Here is a 17,175-nt window from a genome sequence, read left to right as displayed (position 1 = left end):
CATTAGGAAGCATCTAGTTTTCTTATGGCACTTGCCAGCAGATCACGAAGCATTTCCGGCATATAGTACGTTTTCTTTTCCGCGTATGCAATTTCCGGGAACAGCCTCCCAAACGTAAATGTGTCTGCCGTCGCCAACGTATAAGTTTTATCCATGTCCACGGGCTTTCCTTTAAAGGTAACCTCCCTGACCCTTTCTTCTCCATCTGGGTCTCTTTTTGTACGAATATCTACACCTGTAAACACCATCTTGCCAATGACCTCCCCACGAAAGCCCAGACCTTTCAGCTGAATCTCTGTTAACTTTCTCGTATGTCCTACTCGAATGATTTCTAATAATTCATCCCCTTTGACTTCAACCTTACAGGGGTTCATCGGGTGTGGGCATATCCTGTGAATATCCTCGTACGTAATAGCGCCGCTTTCCAAATGATCTAAAAGGACGCCGGCATTTAACATGCCTACATCGGCACTAGTCCAATTCTGTACTTCTTTTGTTAAAGCTTTCATCAATAGGGTCTCTTTAAACCACGCCACATTCATTTTTTCTTTTAAATTCGTTACTGGTTCTTTTAAAAAGCTGCTGGCACGCGCCGTCATATTCTCTAAGTCCAGCATCACATCTTCATCTTTCTTCATATTTTCCGTAGAAATAGCATAAGCTTCTTTTTTAGTCAGCACTTTCTTATCCTGATCCCACTCTAAATGAATTTCGCCAAAGTGAGTGCCATGCTTCCCGGCAGCTGTTAATACGGCATTTCCATAGTATTCTCCGTTTTGAAACAGATGGTGAGTGTGCCCGCCTATAATGACGTCAACAGCGGGGTAGGACCTCGCTATTTCTTCATCGTCGTGGATGCCTAAATGTGACAACATGACAATAATGTCTACCTGCTGCTTTAACTCTTCATAATATCGATCAAGCGTTTCATATGGCGAATGGATCTCCCATCCAAGGAGACGGTAGAAAGTCTCAAATGGGGCTGTCAACCCTACGACAGCAACCCTTGTCCCACGATTAGTTTCTTTAATTCGATAAGGTTTCAGCCACTTAGGCTGAGGTCCAGTCATGCTTTTTAAATTTGCACAAACTACATCAAATTCTGCCTCATCATAAAGCTGGAACAGGTCGTTATAAGGTAATGTTATTCCTTCGTTGTTCCCTAAATTAGCGAAATGATAGCCGGCACGGTTAAGAAGCTCCACATTTCCTTTTCCCATTAAGCCTTCTGTAACCGGGTGAAACCGGTCCGCATGATCGCCATTGTCCATGACCCAGAAGGTTTCATTATTCTTTAAATGCTTGGCTTTTTTCTTATTAAAATAACCTACAATCTGGGGCCAATTTTCAAAATGGCTGTGCAGGTCACTTGTATAATACAGAAAAATTTTTTCCTTCATCGTCATTTCTCCTTATTATCCAATCCCTTGCCAGATGAGTCGTATACCAATTAATATGAGCAGAACTCGTAAGAACCACTCGACAGCCTGGCTGTTTAACCGGCGGTTGACTGCAGCTCCGACCATTCCCCCAAGGTAAGCTCCAGGAATGAAGTATATTGTATTCCCCCACTCTACATGTCCTAAACTAATATGTGTGGCTGAGCTGGATATACTGGCAAAGAAAATCATAAACATAGACGTTGCTGTTGCAACATGAGGAGGAATGCTAAATAAAAGGATCATTGCCGGAACAATAAGAGATCCTCCTCCTATGCCAAGAAGCCCTGACAGCACTCCGACTCCAAACGCAAAAATAATACTTATCACAATAGGAAACTCATACCGGTAAGTCTCGCCGCCGATGAATTTTTCCCTTTGGACCCCTTTAAGTTTGGAAAGACCAAATGAACGATTCCTTGGAATAAAAAAAGCTAAGGAAACCAAAATCATGACGACTCCGAACAGTAACGCAAATCCGTCCGTTTCAAAAAACTGATTGAGCCAGGAACCTGTTATCCCTCCTGGTATACTTCCTATCAACAGGACTGTACCCATTTTTAAATCTACACGTTTGTGTTTCAAGTATGAAAGTGTTGAAGAAAGTCCTGTAAAAATCATGACAACAAGCGAAATACCTACAATTGATTGAGGCGTAACCCATGAATAGGTGTCTGATAAATCCCCTAAAAATAATAAAATAGGGACAAGGATTACTCCTCCTCCTAATCCGGCTATACTGCCTATAAATGCTGTAATAAATCCTATGACTAAAGATAATAAAATAACCATAATCAGCCTTCTCTATATTTAAGATAATATTATAGTATCACGTTTTCTATGACGAAAACATCTCACACAGAAAAAACCGTACAGGCAAGATGCCTGCACGGTTTTCTGTATTTTTATTAACCAATGGAACCTTCCATCTCGAATTTGATAAGACGGTTCATTTCAACAGCATATTCCATTGGAAGCTCTTTCGTAAACGGCTCGATGAAGCCCATTACGATCATTTCTGTAGCTTCTTCTTCTGAAAGCCCGCGGCTCATCAGATAGAACAGCTGCTCCTCAGATACTTTGGAAACCTTAGCTTCGTGCTCTAAGGAAATGTTTTCATTAAGGATCTCGTTGTAAGGAATTGTATCGGAAGTGGACTCATTGTCCATAATCAGCGTATCACACTCGATGTTAGAGCGTGCTCCGTCTGCTTTACGCCCGAAGTGCACAATCCCGCGGTACGTTACTTTACCGCCATGCTTCGAGATAGATTTAGAAACGATAGTAGAAGAAGTATTTGGTGCTAAGTGGTGCATTTTAGCTCCTGCGTCCTGGTGCTGTCCCTTACCTGCTAAGGCAATGGAGAGCGTCATTCCGCGGGCACCTTCTCCTTTAAGGATAACTGCCGGGTACTTCATCGTCAGTTTAGATCCTAAGTTTCCATCTACCCATTCCATTGTCGCATTTTCGTCAGCTACTGCACGTTTTGTAACCAGGTTATAGACGTTATTCGCCCAGTTCTGAATGGTTGTATAACGGCAGTACGCATTTTTCTTAACGAAGATTTCAACAACCGCACTGTGAAGAGAGCTTGAAGAATAAGTTGGAGCTGTACAGCCCTCTACATAGTGTACAGAAGCACCTTCATCAACGATGATCAGAGTACGCTCAAACTGTCCCATATTTTCAGAGTTAATACGGAAGTAAGCTTGAAGCGGTGTCTCCACTTTTGTATCCTTTGGTACGTAAATGAAGGAGCCGCCGGACCATACCGCAGAGTTTAAAGCCGAAAACTTATTATCCGCCGCCGGAATAACTTTGGCAAAATATTCTTTAAACAGATCTTCGTTTTCTTTAAGTGCAGTGTCGGTATCTTTAAACACTACACCCAGGTCTTCCAGGTCTTTTTCCATGTTGTGGTAAACAACTTCGGACTCATACTGAGCTGAAACCCCCGCTAAATACTTCTGTTCAGCTTCCGGAATTCCTAAACGGTCAAATGTGTTTTTGATCTCTTCAGGAACCTCATCCCATGAACGTTCAGAACGCTCAGATGGTTTAACATAATACGTAATATCATCAAAGTTGAGCTCTGAAAGGTCTCCACCCCACTGAGGCATCGGTTTTTTATAGAATTGCTCTAACGATTTCAAACGGAAATCAAGCATCCATTTAGGTTCACTTTTATAATCGGAAATCTGCTTAACAACTTCAGCTGTTAAACCTTTTTGAGTACGGAAAATAGAAACATCTTTTTCGTGGAATCCATATTGATACTCTCCGACTTCTGGCGCTTTTTTAGCCATGGTTAAATACCTCCTTTTGGTATATCAAGCAGCAATCATGCATTCTGTTCATCATCTACGCCTTTTTCCATTGCCTTCCACGCTAAGGTGGCACATTTAATTCGTGCCGGGAACTTTGCGACTCCTTGAAGTGCTTCTATATCCCCTAGATCAAGGGTATCATCTTCTACTTCGTTTCCCAACATCATATCAGAGAAAATCTCAGACATTTTCAAAGCATCATCGACTGATTTTCCTTTAATAGCCTGGGTCATCATAGAAGCGGAGGACATACTGATTGAACAGCCTTCACCATCGAATTTGGCATCTTCAACTACTCCATCATTGACTTGAAGCTGCAATTGAATTCGATCACCACAAGTGGGGTTATTCATATCCACTGTCAGATGATCTCCATCTACTGTCCCTCTGTTTCGAGGGTTTTTGTAATGGTCCATAATAACTTGACGGTAAAGCGTATCTAAATTATTAAAAGACATCGCCAAAATACTCCTTTGTCGTTTGTAATCCCTCAACAAGACGATCGATATCTTCTTTAGTATTGTAAAGGTAAAAGCTGGCTCTTGCTGTAGCTGTAACATCAAGCCACCTCATCAGCGGCTGTGCACAATGGTGACCGGCTCTTACCGCAATTCCTTCTGCATCTAATACTGTAGCTACGTCATGCGGGTGCACATCACTAATATTAAAAGTAACTAGTCCAGCTCTTTCCTCAGGACCATAGATTGTCAGTCCGTCAATTTGGTTCATTTTTTCCACCGCATAATCAACCAGCTCATGTTCATGTTTTTCAATTTCCTCTAACCCAATATCATTTAGGAAGTCAATAGCTGCTCCCAAACCGATGGCTCCACCGATAATCGGTGTACCACCTTCAAACTTCCACGGAAGCTCTTTCCAGGTAGAATCATACAGGTTAACGAAATCGATCATTTCACCGCCGAATTCGGCAGGTTCCATGTCATTAAGCAGCTGCCTTTTACCATAGAGGACGCCAATACCAGTTGGGCCGCACATTTTATGACCGGAAAATGCATAGAAGTCACAGTCTAAATCCTTGACATCAATTCTCATATGCGGCGCACTTTGGGCACCATCCACTACCATGACAGCTTCATGTTTATGGGCAATAGCTGCCAGTTCTTTAACAGGGTTAATTGTACCAAGGACATTGGACACATGCATGATGGAAACAATTTTAGTCTGGTCTGTAATTGTTTCTTCGGCATCCTGTAAAGAAATCGTACCGTTTGGCTGCAGTGGCATATATTTTAAGGTAGCACCGGTTTCTTTGGCAACCTGCTGCCAGGGAATAATATTGCTATGGTGTTCCATAGGGGTGATTACAATTTCATCACCCGGTTTCAGATTCGCTCGCCCGTAGCTCGAAGCTATCGTATTAATAGCTGTAGTTGTACCTCTGGTGAAGATAACTTCCTGGGTACTTTGAGCATTAATAAACTGACGTACTTTTTCCCGGGCCCCTTCATATTCATCGGTCGCCTTTGTTCCTAAAGTGTGAACACCCCGGTGAACATTAGAGTTATAGCCGCGATAGTATTCGTCCAGCTTCTCAATCACTTGAACGGGCTTTTGCGACGTTGCAGATGAGTCCAGATAGACAAGTGGATGCCCATTTACTTCTTGATGAAGTATTGGAAAAGCATCGCGAACTGATTTGACATCCATTAATATACTTTCCTTTCAATCAATTGACGTAATTGCTGCTTAACGGCTTCAATTGGCAACTGATTGACAACAGGAGCTAAGAAACCATGAATGATTAAACGCTCTGCTTCAAATTGCGAGATCCCGCGGCTCATCAAGTAATACAGCTGCATTGGATCTACTCTTCCAACAGAAGCTGCGTGGCCGGCAGTTACATCGTCTTCATCGATTAAAAGAATTGGGTTCGCGTCACCACGAGCATTTTTACTAAGCATCAGGACACGAGATTCCTGTTCAGCATTTGATTTAGATGCTCCGTGTTCAATCTTGCCAATTCCGTTAAAGATACCTGAAGAGTTACCTTTCATAACTCCATGCTGAAGGATATATCCATCAGACCCTTTACCAAAATGAGTAATATTTGCAGTGAAGTTCTGCTTCTGAGAACCTCTTCCAATAGCTACTGTTTTAGCGTTGGAATGAGAGTTATCGCCAAGAAGGTGAGTAATATTTTCAGAAACAGTGTCTCCTTCATTCATTTGACCGAGAGCCCACTCAATTTTAGCGTCTCTGTCAGCCAGTCCGCGGCGATTTGCATATACAGTCGTGCCTGCTTCAAAGTTGTCAACTGCACCAAAAGATACAGTTGCTCCTGCTTTGGCAATTACTTCTGTAACGATATTTGCAGAAGTACGTTCTTCTTTATTATTTGAAGTATAGTTTTCTACATACGTCACGGAGCTGTTTTCTTCCGCAACTACAAGAACATGGTTAATGAGAGATGCTTCTGGATCTTCCTGCCAGAAAATAGCCTGAAGCGGTTCCTCAACTTGTACATTCTTAGGAATATACAAGAAGATTCCTCCGTTCATAAGTGCTGCATGAAGGGCTGTTAAACGGTGTTCATCAACCTGAACAGCTTCAGTCATATAATATTTTCGCACTAAGTCACTGTGGTTTTGCAATGCTGTGTTAATATCCGTAAGAATAACACCCTGATCAACTAACTTTTGATTAAGATTGGCGTAAGCAATCGAATGATTACGCTGAATGATTAGATTCTGGTTCTCGTTATCTTTATCTAATAAATCCTGAAGCTGTTCAGGAATATTGCTTAAAGAACTGATCGCTTCACCATCAGCCTGGTGTTTAAATTCAGTGAAATTCCAGTTATCTACATTCGTTTTATCCGGTTTTGGCATATCTAATGATTCTGACTTGTCCAAGGCGCTCAAACGAAGCTGGGTCATCCATTCAGGTTCATTTAAGCCTGCGGAAAAATCAGCTACATAATCTTTATCATATGGCAGCGAGACTTTTACTGTCATAATATCCCTCCTGTCTTAGTTACGCTTTTTGGCCGATTGTTTCGTCTTCGATGCCTAGCTCTTTTTTGATCCAGTCATAGCCTTCTTCTTCCAGACGCTGTGCAAGCTCTGGACCGCCAGACTTAACTACGCGTCCCTGCATCATAACGTGAACATAATCTGGAGTGATATAGTTTAACAGGCGCTGATAGTGAGTAATTGTTAAGCAGCCGAAATTCTCATCGCGCATTTGATTAATACCTTTAGCTACTACTTTGAGTGCATCGATATCTAGTCCTGAGTCAATTTCATCTAGAATAGCAATAGCCGGCTGGATCATCATAAGCTGAAGAATTTCATTACGCTTCTTCTCACCGCCGGAGAAACCTTCATTAAGGTAACGCTGAGCCATGTTTTTATCCATTTCTAACATATCCATTGCTGCGTCCATTTCTTTAATAAATTTCATAAGAGAAATTTCGTCGCCTTCTTCTCTATGAGCATTAATAGCAGAACGCAGAAAATCAGAATTAGTAACACCGCTGATTTCACTAGGGTATTGCATAGCAAGAAACAGGCCGGCTTGAGCGCGCTCATCCACTTCCATTTCAAGTACGTCTTCTCCATCGAGTAGTACTTGTCCCTTTGTAACTTCAAACTTTGGATGTCCCATAATTGCTGAAGCCAAAGTAGATTTACCAGTCCCGTTTGGACCCATTACTGCGTGGAATTCTCCACCATTTATCGTAAGGTTCACACCTTTTAAGATTTCTTGACCTTCGATTTCAACATGAAGATCCTTAATTTCAAGAGTTGATCCTGCCATAAATAATACCTCCAGTATCTATTATAGTTGTTGCTTTAGTTGATATGGATCAAAAACCATTCTCAATTTATTCTCATTACAATCTTATATCATTTAGAATGTGATATCAACTGATTTTACCTAATTCGACAAGTTAGCTATATGCCTATCGAGCTATTTTCATGACCGAAAATAGTACGAGTTTTTTCCTTATTATAATATCAAAATTATAATATCAAACTTTTTCTAATAAAAAAAATCAGGCACTAGGCCTGACCTTTTATTTATATATTTGCCGGCTTACTTCATCAATGAACTTCTTACTTTGTTCGAATTCTTTCTGCCTTTTTTGTTCAACCTTCATCATTTGATCTAAACTGCTTGCATATTCCGCATAGCTAATGTTATGCGTTTGGTGCATGGCTTTTTCCATATCAGGAGTAAAATTCAAACCTAGCTGGTCACTAATAATTAATCAATCCTTTCAATTAATTTACATTTTTTAGATTACCATAGTTTGATACCCCGACCAAAAGCCGTATAAACTCAAAAGTTCAGATCTATCCGCTTCCCACCCCATGTAAGCGTTTGTATTTAGAAAATGCCTTTCATTCATCCGTTTTTCTTAAATTTTCTAACTATTCAATCAATGTTGTGTTAAATCGTTAAAGGATTCCTGTACTAAAGTAACACACTGGCTAAGTGCTGCACCGCCGCCAAAAGCTGCTGCGACTCCACACGCTTCCATGATTTCCTGTTCCGTGGCACCTTGATCAATACAACCTTTTGTATGATAAACGATGCAATATTCATCTTGAGCTACAATACTTATTCCCAGCGCCATTAATTGCTTTTGTTTCTGAGAAAGTTCTCCTTCTTTAAAACAAACTTCCGAAAATTCATTAAACGCATGAGCAACCTCAGGCAGTTTTCTCGTAAATAATCCTACTCCATGCTTATACTGTTCTAAATAAGCTTCTGCTAAATTATGCTGTTCATACTCCATCTGTTTTTGCTCCTTTATAAAAAAAATGCGTAATGGGCTTAGTATCAACCGCATTACGCATTTCATTCATAAATTTATTCACTTACAGGAACTACTGCTCCCTCATATTCTTCTTCAATAAATGTTTGGATTTCTTCTGAGCGAAGAACTTCCACAAGTTTGTTTAAAGATTCGTTATCTTCATGCTCACTTTTCGCTGCGATCACGTTCACGTAAGGAGAATCAGAGCCTTCAAGGATTAAAGCATCCTCACTAGGGTTTAAGCCTGCTTCGATCGCATAGTTCGTATTGATCGCTACAAGAACATTGTCCTCACGCTCATAATTTTCAGGAAGAAGCGCTGCGTCAATTCCTGCATCAAACTGTAAGTTCTTTGGATTTTCTACGATATCATCAACAGTTGCTTCCACTTTTTCTACATTCTCATCCAGCTTGATTAGTCCTTCTGTTTCCAATAAGGAAAGAATTCGTCCATGATCTGCTGTTGAATTACTCATTAGTACAGTTGTACCTTCTTTAATTTCGTCAATGCTTTGAAAATCTTTAGAATAGATACCCATTGGCTCTATATGAATACCGCCTAAATTAGCAAAATCAAAATCATTTTGAGCCATTTGGTCCTCTAAATAAGGAATATGCTGAAAGTAGTTAGCATCGATATTTCCTTCATGCAGGTCCTGGTTCGGCAGGATGTAGTCCTGATACTGCTCAATATTAAGGGTGATTCCTTCTTCTTCAAGAAGCGGCTTAGCCTCTTCTAAAATCTCCGCGTGAGGAGTACTGGAAGCTCCTACAGTAATTTCAGAGCCAGGTCCTTCCTCTGATGAATCATCTGATGAACCGCAAGCTGCAAGTACGAGCAGCAGCAGGGCAAAAATAGAACTTGTTAAAAACTTTCTCATCTTTGTTACCTCCTAAATATTTATGTTTATCTTTTATCCAGTTTTCTGGAGGAAATATCTCCAATGAACTGGAAGATGAATACAATGATCACAATTAAAATCGTACATACAGCAACGACATCGAACTCTCTGCGCTGGAAACCATAGAAGTAAGCAAAGTCCCCTAGACCGCCTGCACCAATAACACCAGCCACAGCTGTGTATCCTATTAAAGCAATGGCCGTTACCGTAATCCCTGAAATTAAGGCCGGCATAGACTCAGGAAGCAGGACTTTAAAAATGATTGTTCTGTATTTCGCTCCCATAGATTTAGCAGCTTCAATAACCCCTTTGTCCACCTCTTTTAAGGCAATTTCTACAAGACGGGCATAAAATGGGGCGCCTCCGACAATAAGAGCCGGCAAGGCTGCTTTAGGACCTCGAATCGTTCCCATAAGAAAATCTGTAAAAGGGAACAGCAGTAAAATCAATATGATAAAAGGAATAGCCCGGAAAACATTGACTAAAGCAGAGGTGATCCAATTCAATGCTTTATTTTGCCACATGCCGCCTGGACCTGATAAGTAAAGAAGCAGCCCAAGCAGAAGACCTATAATAAAAGTTCCAGCTACAGATATCACCGTCATGTACATGGTTTCATAGGTTGCCTCAACGATATCTTCGGCTTTTACATTGGGAAATAGCTGATTAAACATTAGGGCTGACCTCCACTTCAACAGATGTTTCTCGAATATACTCTATAGCACGGCTGATCTCTGCCTCAGCGCCTACGATTTGAACAAGCATAGTTCCGTAGGCTCCTTTTTGAGTCTGAGTAATTTTTCCATGCAGGATATTTACGTCGACAGGGAATTTTCTCGAGACATCACTTATTAACGCCTGGTTTGTATTCTCTCCAATAAAATGAAGCTGTACAATTTCACCGTTCTTGTACCTTTCCTGGATTAAGTTCAGGGAATCTTCCCGATCCGGGTCTCCCATCACCTGATCAACGAATCGCTTTGTTACTTTTTCTTTTGGATGAAGGAACACATCCAGAACGTCACCTGACTCGACTACCTTCCCGCTTTCCATAACAGCAACACGGTGACAGATTTTACGGATAACATGCATTTCGTGAGTAATTAAAATGATAGTAAGTCCAAGTTTTTCATTAATGTCTACTAATAAATCGAGAATAGAGTCCGTCGTTTCTGGATCAAGTGCGGAAGTGGCTTCATCACAAAGCAGTACCTCCGGGTTGTTAGCAAGAGCGCGGGCAATACCCACTCTCTGCTTTTGACCGCCGCTTAATTGAGAGGGATAAGACTGGCCTCTGCCGGTTAACCCAACTAAATCAATAAGCTCACTTACTCTATTGGCACGTTCTTCTTTAGGTACTCCTGCTATTTCTAATGGAAAAGAAATATTATCGAAAACTGTACGAGACCATAATAAGTTAAAATGTTGAAAGATCATCCCGATATTTTGGCGGGCTACCCGCAGTTCACTTTTACTCAGTTCAATAATATTTTGATCGTTTATATTAATTGCACCTTCGGATGGTTCTTCGAGGCGGTTAAGGAGCCGGATAAACGTACTCTTCCCGGCACCGCTGTACCCGATTACTCCAAAGATTTCTCCTTTATCGACCGTTAAATCCAGCTTATCGACTGCTTTAACGTCTCGATCTCTTGTCTTAAAAACCTTAGATAAACCTTCAATAGATATCATGATGTCACTCTCCCTTACTAAAAAACGCTTTTCTGCATAAGAACAGAAAAGCGTAGTCAGTTTCAATCTGTTCTCTCATCTGTCAAAGGTTTCACTTTGCAGGAATTGGCACCACTTCAGTTCTTTTTTAAAAAGATCCTGATGGTTGCCGGGCATCATCGGGCCAGTCCCTCCGCCTCTCTGGATAAGAGGATTCCTTTATTCAATTATCAATTTATCGAACTTAAGCACCAAGAAGGAGTTTAGCATTTAACTTAAGATGCTGTCAATAAAAAATCTTCTCAAAGAATGAGAAGAGAATTTAAAATATTCAATTCTTTAACGAAGTGCGATTTATGTTAGCATGGTAAGGAGAAATCGTCAATTCTTATGCAGAGGTGAACATACAATGAAACTTGCTCCTGATTTTACACTGCCTTATATAGATTCAGAAAACAACTTTACCCTTTCCCAACAACAAGGAAAAGTTGTAATCCTTACGTTTTGGGCTTCCTGGTGTACTGATTGCGGGATTGACATGCCTAAAAAAGAACAGCTGTTTCAAACGATGGATCACTCCAAAGTTTCTATGCTGACGATCAACGTTACAGGCAGAGAAAGAAGTATTCATGACGCCGAAGACTATTATGATAAATTTCTGACGCAGCCTACTTTAACAGATAGAGGTACAAAAATTTACAAATTATATAAAGCTAAAGGAGTTCCCACTACTGTGATCATAAATCAAGAAGGAGAACTGGCTTTTCAGTTTAACGATAAAGCTGACTTCCTGGATATTGTGAAAGCGATTGGGACCCTTATCTAGCCAGCAGCATTAAAGATTCAACATAAAGAATATCTCGCAGCTTGCCCTCGATTTTTCCTAGATCAGCAGGTAATTTTGAAAGCTGTACTTCTCCTTCCAGCATTTTTTCGATGATTTGCGAAGGAGCATGAACATGCACAGGACAATGAAATTCATAATCGTAATCAATTCTTACGTTCTGTGTGCTGATCGTTAAAGGAACCGTTTCCTGTTCACCATGAAAAAACAATACAATCGGCCGCTCTTTCCACTTTTTCAGCAGGTCAGATCGATCGTTCACTGATTCGATCCAAGATTGAATCGCATGCATAAAATCCCCCCTTAAATGCTGTATTTAATAATTCGGCATTTAAGAGGGCTGATCCTTGTTAATAAATGGAGAATCGCTCGTCATTTCCCGGGAAATCGCGATATTATATTACAAATATTGTTGAACCTTTTCATACATGTGAGGAACAGAATGAAAAGCATACACTTTTTCTATGACTTCAGCTTGGTTGGTAATAAGCAGACAGGGAACACTTTTCACTTGATACTCTTGCATAAATTCCGGGTAGAGAGATGCATTCATTTCGAGAAATACTTCATCTTTTATAGTAGTTTCTATCGTTTCAAGCATTTTACGGGCTAAATGACAAGTTCCGCAAAAAGGAGTATAAATGTAAGTGAATGCTAATCCTTTAGTCTTGAGCTGCTCTGTTACTTCCCGGTTTTGAAACTCCCGCAATTCATATCCTCCTATATTAAATAAGATAAATTGGCTTTATTTTAAAATGGTGTTTTAATAAGACTCTCGCTAATTCTGGTTCTGGAGTGGCTGCCACTTCCCGGAAAGCTTTATCAATATAGATTTGCTCCGCGTGCGGCAATTCAGCAGAAAGCTGTTTTCTCAGCTTATTTCCCGAATAATCTTCATCAACTAATATAAAAACAGGTCTATGATCAAGATTATAATCTAGGATAAGTTCTTCCATCCTCTCAATTCCTAACGTACCATGGGTACATAAAATCTCCACAGGATCCTTAAGAATTTTATTAATTTGTTTCTTGTCGGTAATACCTTCAACTATTAATATTCGCTCATCCATCATAAGAGTCACCTACTATAGAGAAACAGACCATGCTAAACAGCACGGCCTGCACATAATGAGTATCAAAGATTGTTCTTACAGGCTTTGTAATTTATGTATATGCACATAAACAACAACCTGTGGCGGCTTAGTCTTCGTTAATCATTTCCTCATAATCTTCAGCAGACATAAGCTCTTCCATTTCAGAGGAGTCACTAGGTTCAACTACAATCATCCATGCCTTTTCATACGGTGACTCATTAACAAATTCAGGACTGTCTTCGAGCTCCTCATTGATTTCTACTACTTTACCGCTGACAGGAGCGTAAAGTTCGGAAACTGTTTTAACAGATTCTACACTTCCAAAAGGCTCATCTGCTTCAACGGTATCTCCTTCTTCAGGAAGCTCTACGAATACGATATCCCCAAGTTCGGATTGTGCAAAATCCGTGATGCCGATACGTACTTTGTCGCCTTCTTTTTTTACCCATTCGTGTTCTTCAGAATACAGCAAGTCTTTTGGTAAACTCATTGAATACCCCTCCAGATTAAAATTAGTATAAATAATCACATTTATAAACATAAAAGCTTTTCGCTTTTATTTCCAATGTTCTGCTCACTTATTCCATATTTTCTCGAACTGATCCTCTTTAAAACCTACCGTTACTTTTTCACCATTCGTCACAATAGGACGTTTAATAAGCATGCCATCTTCGGCCAGCCAGGTAATCATCTCTTCTTCGGAAGCGGAAGGAAGCTTGTCCTTCAATTTTAATTCTCTATATTTCTTCCCACTGGTATTAAAGAACTTTCGGACAGGCTGATCACTTTTTCTCACTAATTCAGTAATTTCATCCTTACTCGGAGTATCTTCTACAATATGTACAGCTTCATAAGATACCTCATGTTCATCCAGCCACTTTTTAGCTTTCTTACATGTTCCGCAGTTTGGATACCAATAAAAGGTTAACGGCATTCTTATATTCCCCCCTCTTATTTATTTGATTCTTATTTTATCATACTCTCTTCTATAATAGCATTGCTATTAAGGGGATCACCGAAAAACGGTCTTTAGAAAAACCTAAAGTTTTTTCCGGTTTTCTGTATTGGCTCCGGCAGAGAAGTTCGAAAAAAGGCTTTCTCATGAGAGAAAGCCTTTTTCCTAAATTTAAACGGTATACTTTTCATTCTGGATAAGTGTTTGTGCGATCTTACGTTTCTTCACAATAACATTTGTTGGAGTATGACGTGTTAATTTTCTTAATGCTCCAAGCATCATACGAAGTGTATCACCAGATTCAGAAGCAATTAATGTTTCTTTAGCGTGGGCTTCAATCCGGTTAAAGGCTTCCTGTACATAAACTTGAGTATAAAGAAGTTTTTGGGCTGATTTTTCTTCTCCCAGCTTGCCGATTGCTTTTTCGGTACGAAGAACAGCCGATTCCATATTGTAAATCTCGCCTGTGATGTCAGCTATATTCACTAAGAGCTCCTGTTCATTCTCAAGCTTCTCGCCATACTTTTGAGCAGCTAATCCAGCAGCAAGCAGAGCAATTTTCTTGGCATTTTTCAGCAGGTACTTTTCTTGCTCCAATGCTTCTTCGCCAGGCTCTTCAGGCATCATGGTCATAATTTCTTCCTGCAATGCCTGCGCTTTCTGAAGTAATGGCAGTTCACCTTTCATTGCTTTCTTAAGCAACGTACCAGGTACAATTAAACGGTTAATCTCGTTCGTTCCCTCAAAGATTCGGTTAATACGGGAATCACGGTAGATCCTCTCTACTTCATATTCCTGCATAAACCCATAGCCGCCATGGATCTGTACAGCTTCATCCACTGCAAAATCAAGCAGTTCAGTACCGAACACCTTATTTAATGAACACTCAATCGCATATTCAGCAATAACTTTGGCTACGGCTTTACCGTCTTTTAATTCTTCTTCTGATAATTTACCCATGCTCTGTTCGAACAAACCAACTGTACGATAAACTGAGCTTTCATTGGCATACGTATTAACAGCTACAGACGCCAGTTTTTCCTGGATTAATGGAAAACTAGAAATAGGAGTTTTGAACTGCTTGCGCTGATTTGCGTATTTTACAGCTAACTCAATTGCTCGCTTAGAACCGCCTACTCCACCAATGGCCAGCTTATAGCGGCCCACATTTAAGATATTAAACGCGATTACATGGCCTCTGCCAATTTCACCTAGTACATTTTCCACCGGTACCTCAGCATCTTCTAAAACTAACGTACGTGTAGATGAGCTCTTAATTCCCATTTTCTTTTCTTCAGGGCCGGTAGACACTCCGCTGAAATCTCTTTCTACAATAAATGCGGTAAATTTGTCTCCGTCTATTTTTGCATAGACAACAAATACATCAGCAAAAGCTGAGTTTGTAATCCACTGCTTTTCACCATTTAACACATAATGAGTGCCCGCTTCATTCAATTTAGCCGTTGTCTTCGCCCCTAAAGCGTCGGATCCGGAACCTGGCTCTGTTAAAGCATAAGCTGCAATTTTCTCACCAGTCGCAAGCTTCGGTAGGTACTTTTGTTTCTGCTCTTCATTCCCAAAAAACACAATAGGAAGAGAACCAATTCCTACGTGTGCACCGTGAGTGACAGAGAATCCGCCGGCGCGTGAGAACTTTTCCGTAATGAGAGAGGAACTGATTTTATCAAGCTGCAGGCCGCCGTATTCTTCAGGTACATCTGCTCCAAGAAGACCAAGCTCTCCCGCTTTTTTCAAGAGGGCAACAGAATGTTCAAATTCATGGTTTTCTAGATTATCAATTTTAGGAACTACTTCCCCTAATACAAAGTCTTCCGTAGTTTTGGCAATCATGTGATGTTCTTCTGTGAAATCTTCTGGAGTAATTACGTCATTCGCTGTTAAATCTTCAACAAGAAAGCCTCCGCCTTTAATCATCTCTTTTAATTCACTCATTCTTTCCCTCTCCTTTTATAAAAGTTCAAATACCCCAGCAGCTCCCATACCGCCGCCAATACACATAGTGACTACGCCAAACTGTTCGTTTCTGCGCTTCATTTCATGGATTAAGCTGAGCGTCAGTTTTGTTCCAGTACATCCAAGCGGGTGACCTAGTGCGATCGCTCCTCCATTGACATTTACTTTATCAATATTCAAGCCAAGTTCCCGAATAACTCTTAATGATTGAGAAGCAAAGGCTTCGTTTAATTCAAACAATCCAATGTCCGCTAATTCCAAACCCGCCATTTTTAATGCTTTCGGTACAGCTTCGATCGGTCCCACACCCATGACTTCAGGCTCTACTCCAGCTACCGCAAAGGAACGAAATTTAACTAATGGCGTCATCCCTTCTGCCTTGGCTTTTTCACGGTCCATAAGTAATACAGAAGCAGCTCCATCACTCATTTGTGATGAATTCCCCGCTGTTACGGAGCCTTTCACAGAAAAAGCTGGTTTTAATTTAGCTAACACATCAACCGTTGTGTCCGGGCGTACCCCTTCATCCATTTCAAAAGTGATTTCTTTCTCTTTTAGTTTATGGTCACTGCCGACTGTCCGATGAACAACATTCACAGGAACAATCTCATCTTTAAATTTTCCTTCTTTCAATGCCTGCCCCGCTCGTTCGTGGCTTCTTGCGGCAAATGCATCTTGATCCTCACGGGAAATCTGAAACCGATTTGCTACCTCTTCGGCTGTATGCCCCATGGACATATAATACTCAGGTGCATTTTCAACTAATTGAACATTTGGCTTAATTACATGGCCTCCCATTGGAATAAGACTCATGGACTCTGCTCCGCCTGCAATCGCCGTATCAATATGCCCCAGCATAATTTTTTCCGCACCGTAAGCAATACTCTGCAGGCCAGAGGAACAATACCGGTTGATCGTTATCGCCGGAACCTTATAATGGAGGCCTGCCAATCCACAAATATTTCTGGCCATGTTCATCCCCTGTTCAGCCTCTGGCATGGCGCAGCCTATAATTACGTCATCGATGTTTCCTTCATATCCGCCTGCCCGCTTAAGAGTCTCTTTTATAGTAAGTGCTGCCAAGTCATCCGGTCTTGTATGGGCCAGTGTTCCTTTTTTCGCCCGGCCGACCGGGGTTCTCGCTCCAGCTACAATAACTGCTTCTTTCACGTTTCTTCCCCCT

20 protein-coding genes and 1 riboswitch are annotated in these 17,175 nt (G+C 40.8%); of the genes, 1 reads left to right on the top strand and 19 read right to left on the bottom strand.

Annotated features, from left to right (window positions below):
- Positions 1-2: 2 nt before the first annotated feature.
- The 12 genes from HUS26_RS02950 to HUS26_RS02895 form a co-directional block, all read right to left on the bottom strand.
- Complete coding sequence (locus HUS26_RS02950) at positions 3-1,400, bottom strand: bifunctional UDP-sugar hydrolase/5'-nucleotidase (RefSeq protein WP_173915741.1); 1,398 nt, start codon at positions 1,398-1,400, stop codon at positions 3-5.
- Positions 1,401-1,415: 15 nt separating this feature from the next.
- On the bottom strand, positions 1,416-2,231 hold the full coding sequence (locus HUS26_RS02945; protein ID WP_173915740.1) for a sulfite exporter TauE/SafE family protein: 816 nt from the start codon (positions 2,229-2,231) through the stop codon (positions 1,416-1,418).
- A gap of 116 nt (positions 2,232-2,347) precedes the next feature.
- Entirely contained in the window at positions 2,348-3,745 is a 1,398-nt protein-coding gene (gene sufB / locus HUS26_RS02940; protein WP_173915739.1) for a Fe-S cluster assembly protein SufB, read from the bottom strand.
- 35 nt (positions 3,746-3,780) lie between these two features.
- Positions 3,781-4,224, bottom strand: coding sequence for a Fe-S cluster assembly sulfur transfer protein SufU (sufU, locus tag HUS26_RS02935; protein ID WP_173915738.1), 444 nt, complete (start codon positions 4,222-4,224; stop codon positions 3,781-3,783).
- On the bottom strand, positions 4,214-5,434 hold the full coding sequence (locus HUS26_RS02930; RefSeq protein ID WP_173915737.1) for a cysteine desulfurase: 1,221 nt from the start codon (positions 5,432-5,434) through the stop codon (positions 4,214-4,216). Before HUS26_RS02930 ends, sufU begins: the two co-directional genes overlap by 11 nt.
- Positions 5,434-6,741: a Fe-S cluster assembly protein SufD gene (gene sufD, locus HUS26_RS02925; RefSeq protein ID WP_173915736.1), complete on the bottom strand. Its 1,308-nt coding sequence runs from the start codon at positions 6,739-6,741 to the stop codon at positions 5,434-5,436. The genes HUS26_RS02930 and sufD overlap by 1 nt, the downstream gene beginning before the upstream one ends.
- Before the next feature lie 19 nt (positions 6,742-6,760).
- Positions 6,761-7,546 (bottom strand): Fe-S cluster assembly ATPase SufC, encoded by a 786-nt coding sequence (sufC, locus tag HUS26_RS02920; RefSeq protein ID WP_173915735.1) that lies wholly within the window; start codon positions 7,544-7,546, stop codon positions 6,761-6,763.
- A 259-nt stretch (positions 7,547-7,805) separates the two neighbouring features.
- Positions 7,806-7,976, bottom strand: a complete 171-nt coding sequence (locus HUS26_RS02915; protein WP_173915195.1) for a hypothetical protein — start codon at positions 7,974-7,976, stop codon at positions 7,806-7,808.
- 195 nt (positions 7,977-8,171) lie between these two features.
- The gene (locus tag HUS26_RS02910) at positions 8,172-8,531 is read right to left on the bottom strand and encodes a carboxymuconolactone decarboxylase family protein (RefSeq protein ID WP_173915734.1); all 360 of its coding nucleotides are present in this window, start codon (positions 8,529-8,531) and stop codon (positions 8,172-8,174) included.
- Between the two features lie 74 nt (positions 8,532-8,605).
- Positions 8,606-9,433 carry a MetQ/NlpA family ABC transporter substrate-binding protein gene (locus tag HUS26_RS02905; RefSeq protein WP_173915733.1) on the bottom strand — a complete coding sequence of 276 codons (828 nt, stop codon included), beginning with the start codon at positions 9,431-9,433 and terminating at the stop codon, positions 8,606-8,608.
- Positions 9,434-9,459: 26 nt separating this feature from the next.
- Positions 9,460-10,128, bottom strand: coding sequence for a methionine ABC transporter permease (locus HUS26_RS02900; RefSeq protein ID WP_173915732.1), 669 nt, complete (start codon positions 10,126-10,128; stop codon positions 9,460-9,462).
- Positions 10,121-11,146, bottom strand: a complete 1,026-nt coding sequence (locus HUS26_RS02895) for a methionine ABC transporter ATP-binding protein (RefSeq protein WP_173915731.1) — start codon at positions 11,144-11,146, stop codon at positions 10,121-10,123. Before HUS26_RS02895 ends, HUS26_RS02900 begins: the two co-directional genes overlap by 8 nt.
- Before the next feature lie 72 nt (positions 11,147-11,218).
- A riboswitch (SAM riboswitch) is annotated at positions 11,219-11,337 on the bottom strand.
- 197 nt (positions 11,338-11,534) lie between these two features.
- Here HUS26_RS02895 and HUS26_RS02890 point away from each other — a divergent pair.
- On the top strand, positions 11,535-11,951 hold the full coding sequence (locus HUS26_RS02890; RefSeq protein ID WP_173915730.1) for a TlpA disulfide reductase family protein: 417 nt from the start codon (positions 11,535-11,537) through the stop codon (positions 11,949-11,951).
- Here the strand turns inward: HUS26_RS02890 and HUS26_RS02885 are convergent.
- From HUS26_RS02885 to HUS26_RS02855, 7 genes are all read right to left on the bottom strand, one after another.
- Positions 11,944-12,261, bottom strand: a complete 318-nt coding sequence (locus HUS26_RS02885) for a hypothetical protein (RefSeq protein WP_173915729.1) — start codon at positions 12,259-12,261, stop codon at positions 11,944-11,946. The two genes, HUS26_RS02890 and HUS26_RS02885, sit on opposite strands and share 8 nt — an antisense overlap.
- A 108-nt stretch (positions 12,262-12,369) precedes the next feature.
- Positions 12,370-12,678, bottom strand: a complete 309-nt coding sequence (locus tag HUS26_RS02880) for a thioredoxin family protein (RefSeq protein ID WP_173915728.1) — start codon at positions 12,676-12,678, stop codon at positions 12,370-12,372.
- 16 nt (positions 12,679-12,694) lie between these two features.
- On the bottom strand, positions 12,695-13,042 hold the full coding sequence (locus tag HUS26_RS02875; protein WP_173915727.1) for a topoisomerase: 348 nt from the start codon (positions 13,040-13,042) through the stop codon (positions 12,695-12,697).
- Positions 13,043-13,169: 127 nt separating this feature from the next.
- The gene (gene gcvH / locus HUS26_RS02870) at positions 13,170-13,553 is read right to left on the bottom strand and encodes a glycine cleavage system protein GcvH (RefSeq protein ID WP_173915726.1); all 384 of its coding nucleotides are present in this window, start codon (positions 13,551-13,553) and stop codon (positions 13,170-13,172) included.
- Positions 13,554-13,637: 84 nt separating this feature from the next.
- On the bottom strand, positions 13,638-13,997 hold the full coding sequence (locus HUS26_RS02865) for an arsenate reductase family protein (protein WP_173915725.1): 360 nt from the start codon (positions 13,995-13,997) through the stop codon (positions 13,638-13,640).
- Between the two features lie 192 nt (positions 13,998-14,189).
- Complete coding sequence (locus tag HUS26_RS02860) at positions 14,190-15,971, bottom strand: acyl-CoA dehydrogenase family protein (RefSeq protein ID WP_173915724.1); 1,782 nt, start codon at positions 15,969-15,971, stop codon at positions 14,190-14,192.
- 15 nt (positions 15,972-15,986) lie between these two features.
- A complete protein-coding gene (locus tag HUS26_RS02855) occupies positions 15,987-17,162 on the bottom strand; it encodes an acetyl-CoA C-acetyltransferase (protein ID WP_173915723.1) in 1,176 nt (391 codons plus the stop codon).
- Between the last annotated feature and the right edge of the window lie 13 nt (positions 17,163-17,175).

This window comes from Halobacillus sp. Marseille-Q1614 (assembly GCF_902809865.1).
In the GTDB taxonomy this organism is placed as follows: Bacteria; Bacillota; Bacilli; order Bacillales; family Halobacillaceae; genus Halobacillus_A.
This window is presented reverse-complemented; position numbering and strand designations above follow the sequence as displayed.

Bases quoted from the DNA above. Each gene is read 5' to 3' on its own strand.
- HUS26_RS02950 (WP_173915741.1), bottom strand. From the start codon at position 1,400: ATGAAGGAAAAAATTTTTCTGTATTATACAAGTGACCTGCACAGCCAT.
- HUS26_RS02945 (WP_173915740.1), bottom strand. From the start codon at position 2,231: ATGGTTATTTTATTATCTTTAGTCATAGGATTTATTACAGCATTTATA.
- sufB (WP_173915739.1), bottom strand. From the start codon at position 3,745: ATGGCTAAAAAAGCGCCAGAAGTCGGAGAGTATCAATATGGATTCCAC.
- sufU (WP_173915738.1), bottom strand. From the start codon at position 4,224: ATGTCTTTTAATAATTTAGATACGCTTTACCGTCAAGTTATTATGGAC.
- HUS26_RS02930 (WP_173915737.1), bottom strand. From the start codon at position 5,434: ATGGATGTCAAATCAGTTCGCGATGCTTTTCCAATACTTCATCAAGAA.
- sufD (WP_173915736.1), bottom strand. From the start codon at position 6,741: ATGACAGTAAAAGTCTCGCTGCCATATGATAAAGATTATGTAGCTGAT.
- sufC (WP_173915735.1), bottom strand. From the start codon at position 7,546: ATGGCAGGATCAACTCTTGAAATTAAGGATCTTCATGTTGAAATCGAA.
- HUS26_RS02910 (WP_173915734.1), bottom strand. From the start codon at position 8,531: ATGGAGTATGAACAGCATAATTTAGCAGAAGCTTATTTAGAACAGTAT.
- HUS26_RS02905 (WP_173915733.1), bottom strand. From the start codon at position 9,433: ATGAGAAAGTTTTTAACAAGTTCTATTTTTGCCCTGCTGCTGCTCGTA.
- HUS26_RS02900 (WP_173915732.1), bottom strand. From the start codon at position 10,128: ATGTTTAATCAGCTATTTCCCAATGTAAAAGCCGAAGATATCGTTGAG.
- HUS26_RS02895 (WP_173915731.1), bottom strand. From the start codon at position 11,146: ATGATATCTATTGAAGGTTTATCTAAGGTTTTTAAGACAAGAGATCGA.
- HUS26_RS02890 (WP_173915730.1), top strand. From the start codon at position 11,535: ATGAAACTTGCTCCTGATTTTACACTGCCTTATATAGATTCAGAAAAC.
- HUS26_RS02885 (WP_173915729.1), bottom strand. From the start codon at position 12,261: ATGCATGCGATTCAATCTTGGATCGAATCAGTGAACGATCGATCTGAC.
- HUS26_RS02875 (WP_173915727.1), bottom strand. From the start codon at position 13,042: ATGATGGATGAGCGAATATTAATAGTTGAAGGTATTACCGACAAGAAA.
- gcvH (WP_173915726.1), bottom strand. From the start codon at position 13,553: ATGAGTTTACCAAAAGACTTGCTGTATTCTGAAGAACACGAATGGGTA.
- HUS26_RS02865 (WP_173915725.1), bottom strand. From the start codon at position 13,997: ATGCCGTTAACCTTTTATTGGTATCCAAACTGCGGAACATGTAAGAAA.
- HUS26_RS02860 (WP_173915724.1), bottom strand. From the start codon at position 15,971: ATGAGTGAATTAAAAGAGATGATTAAAGGCGGAGGCTTTCTTGTTGAA.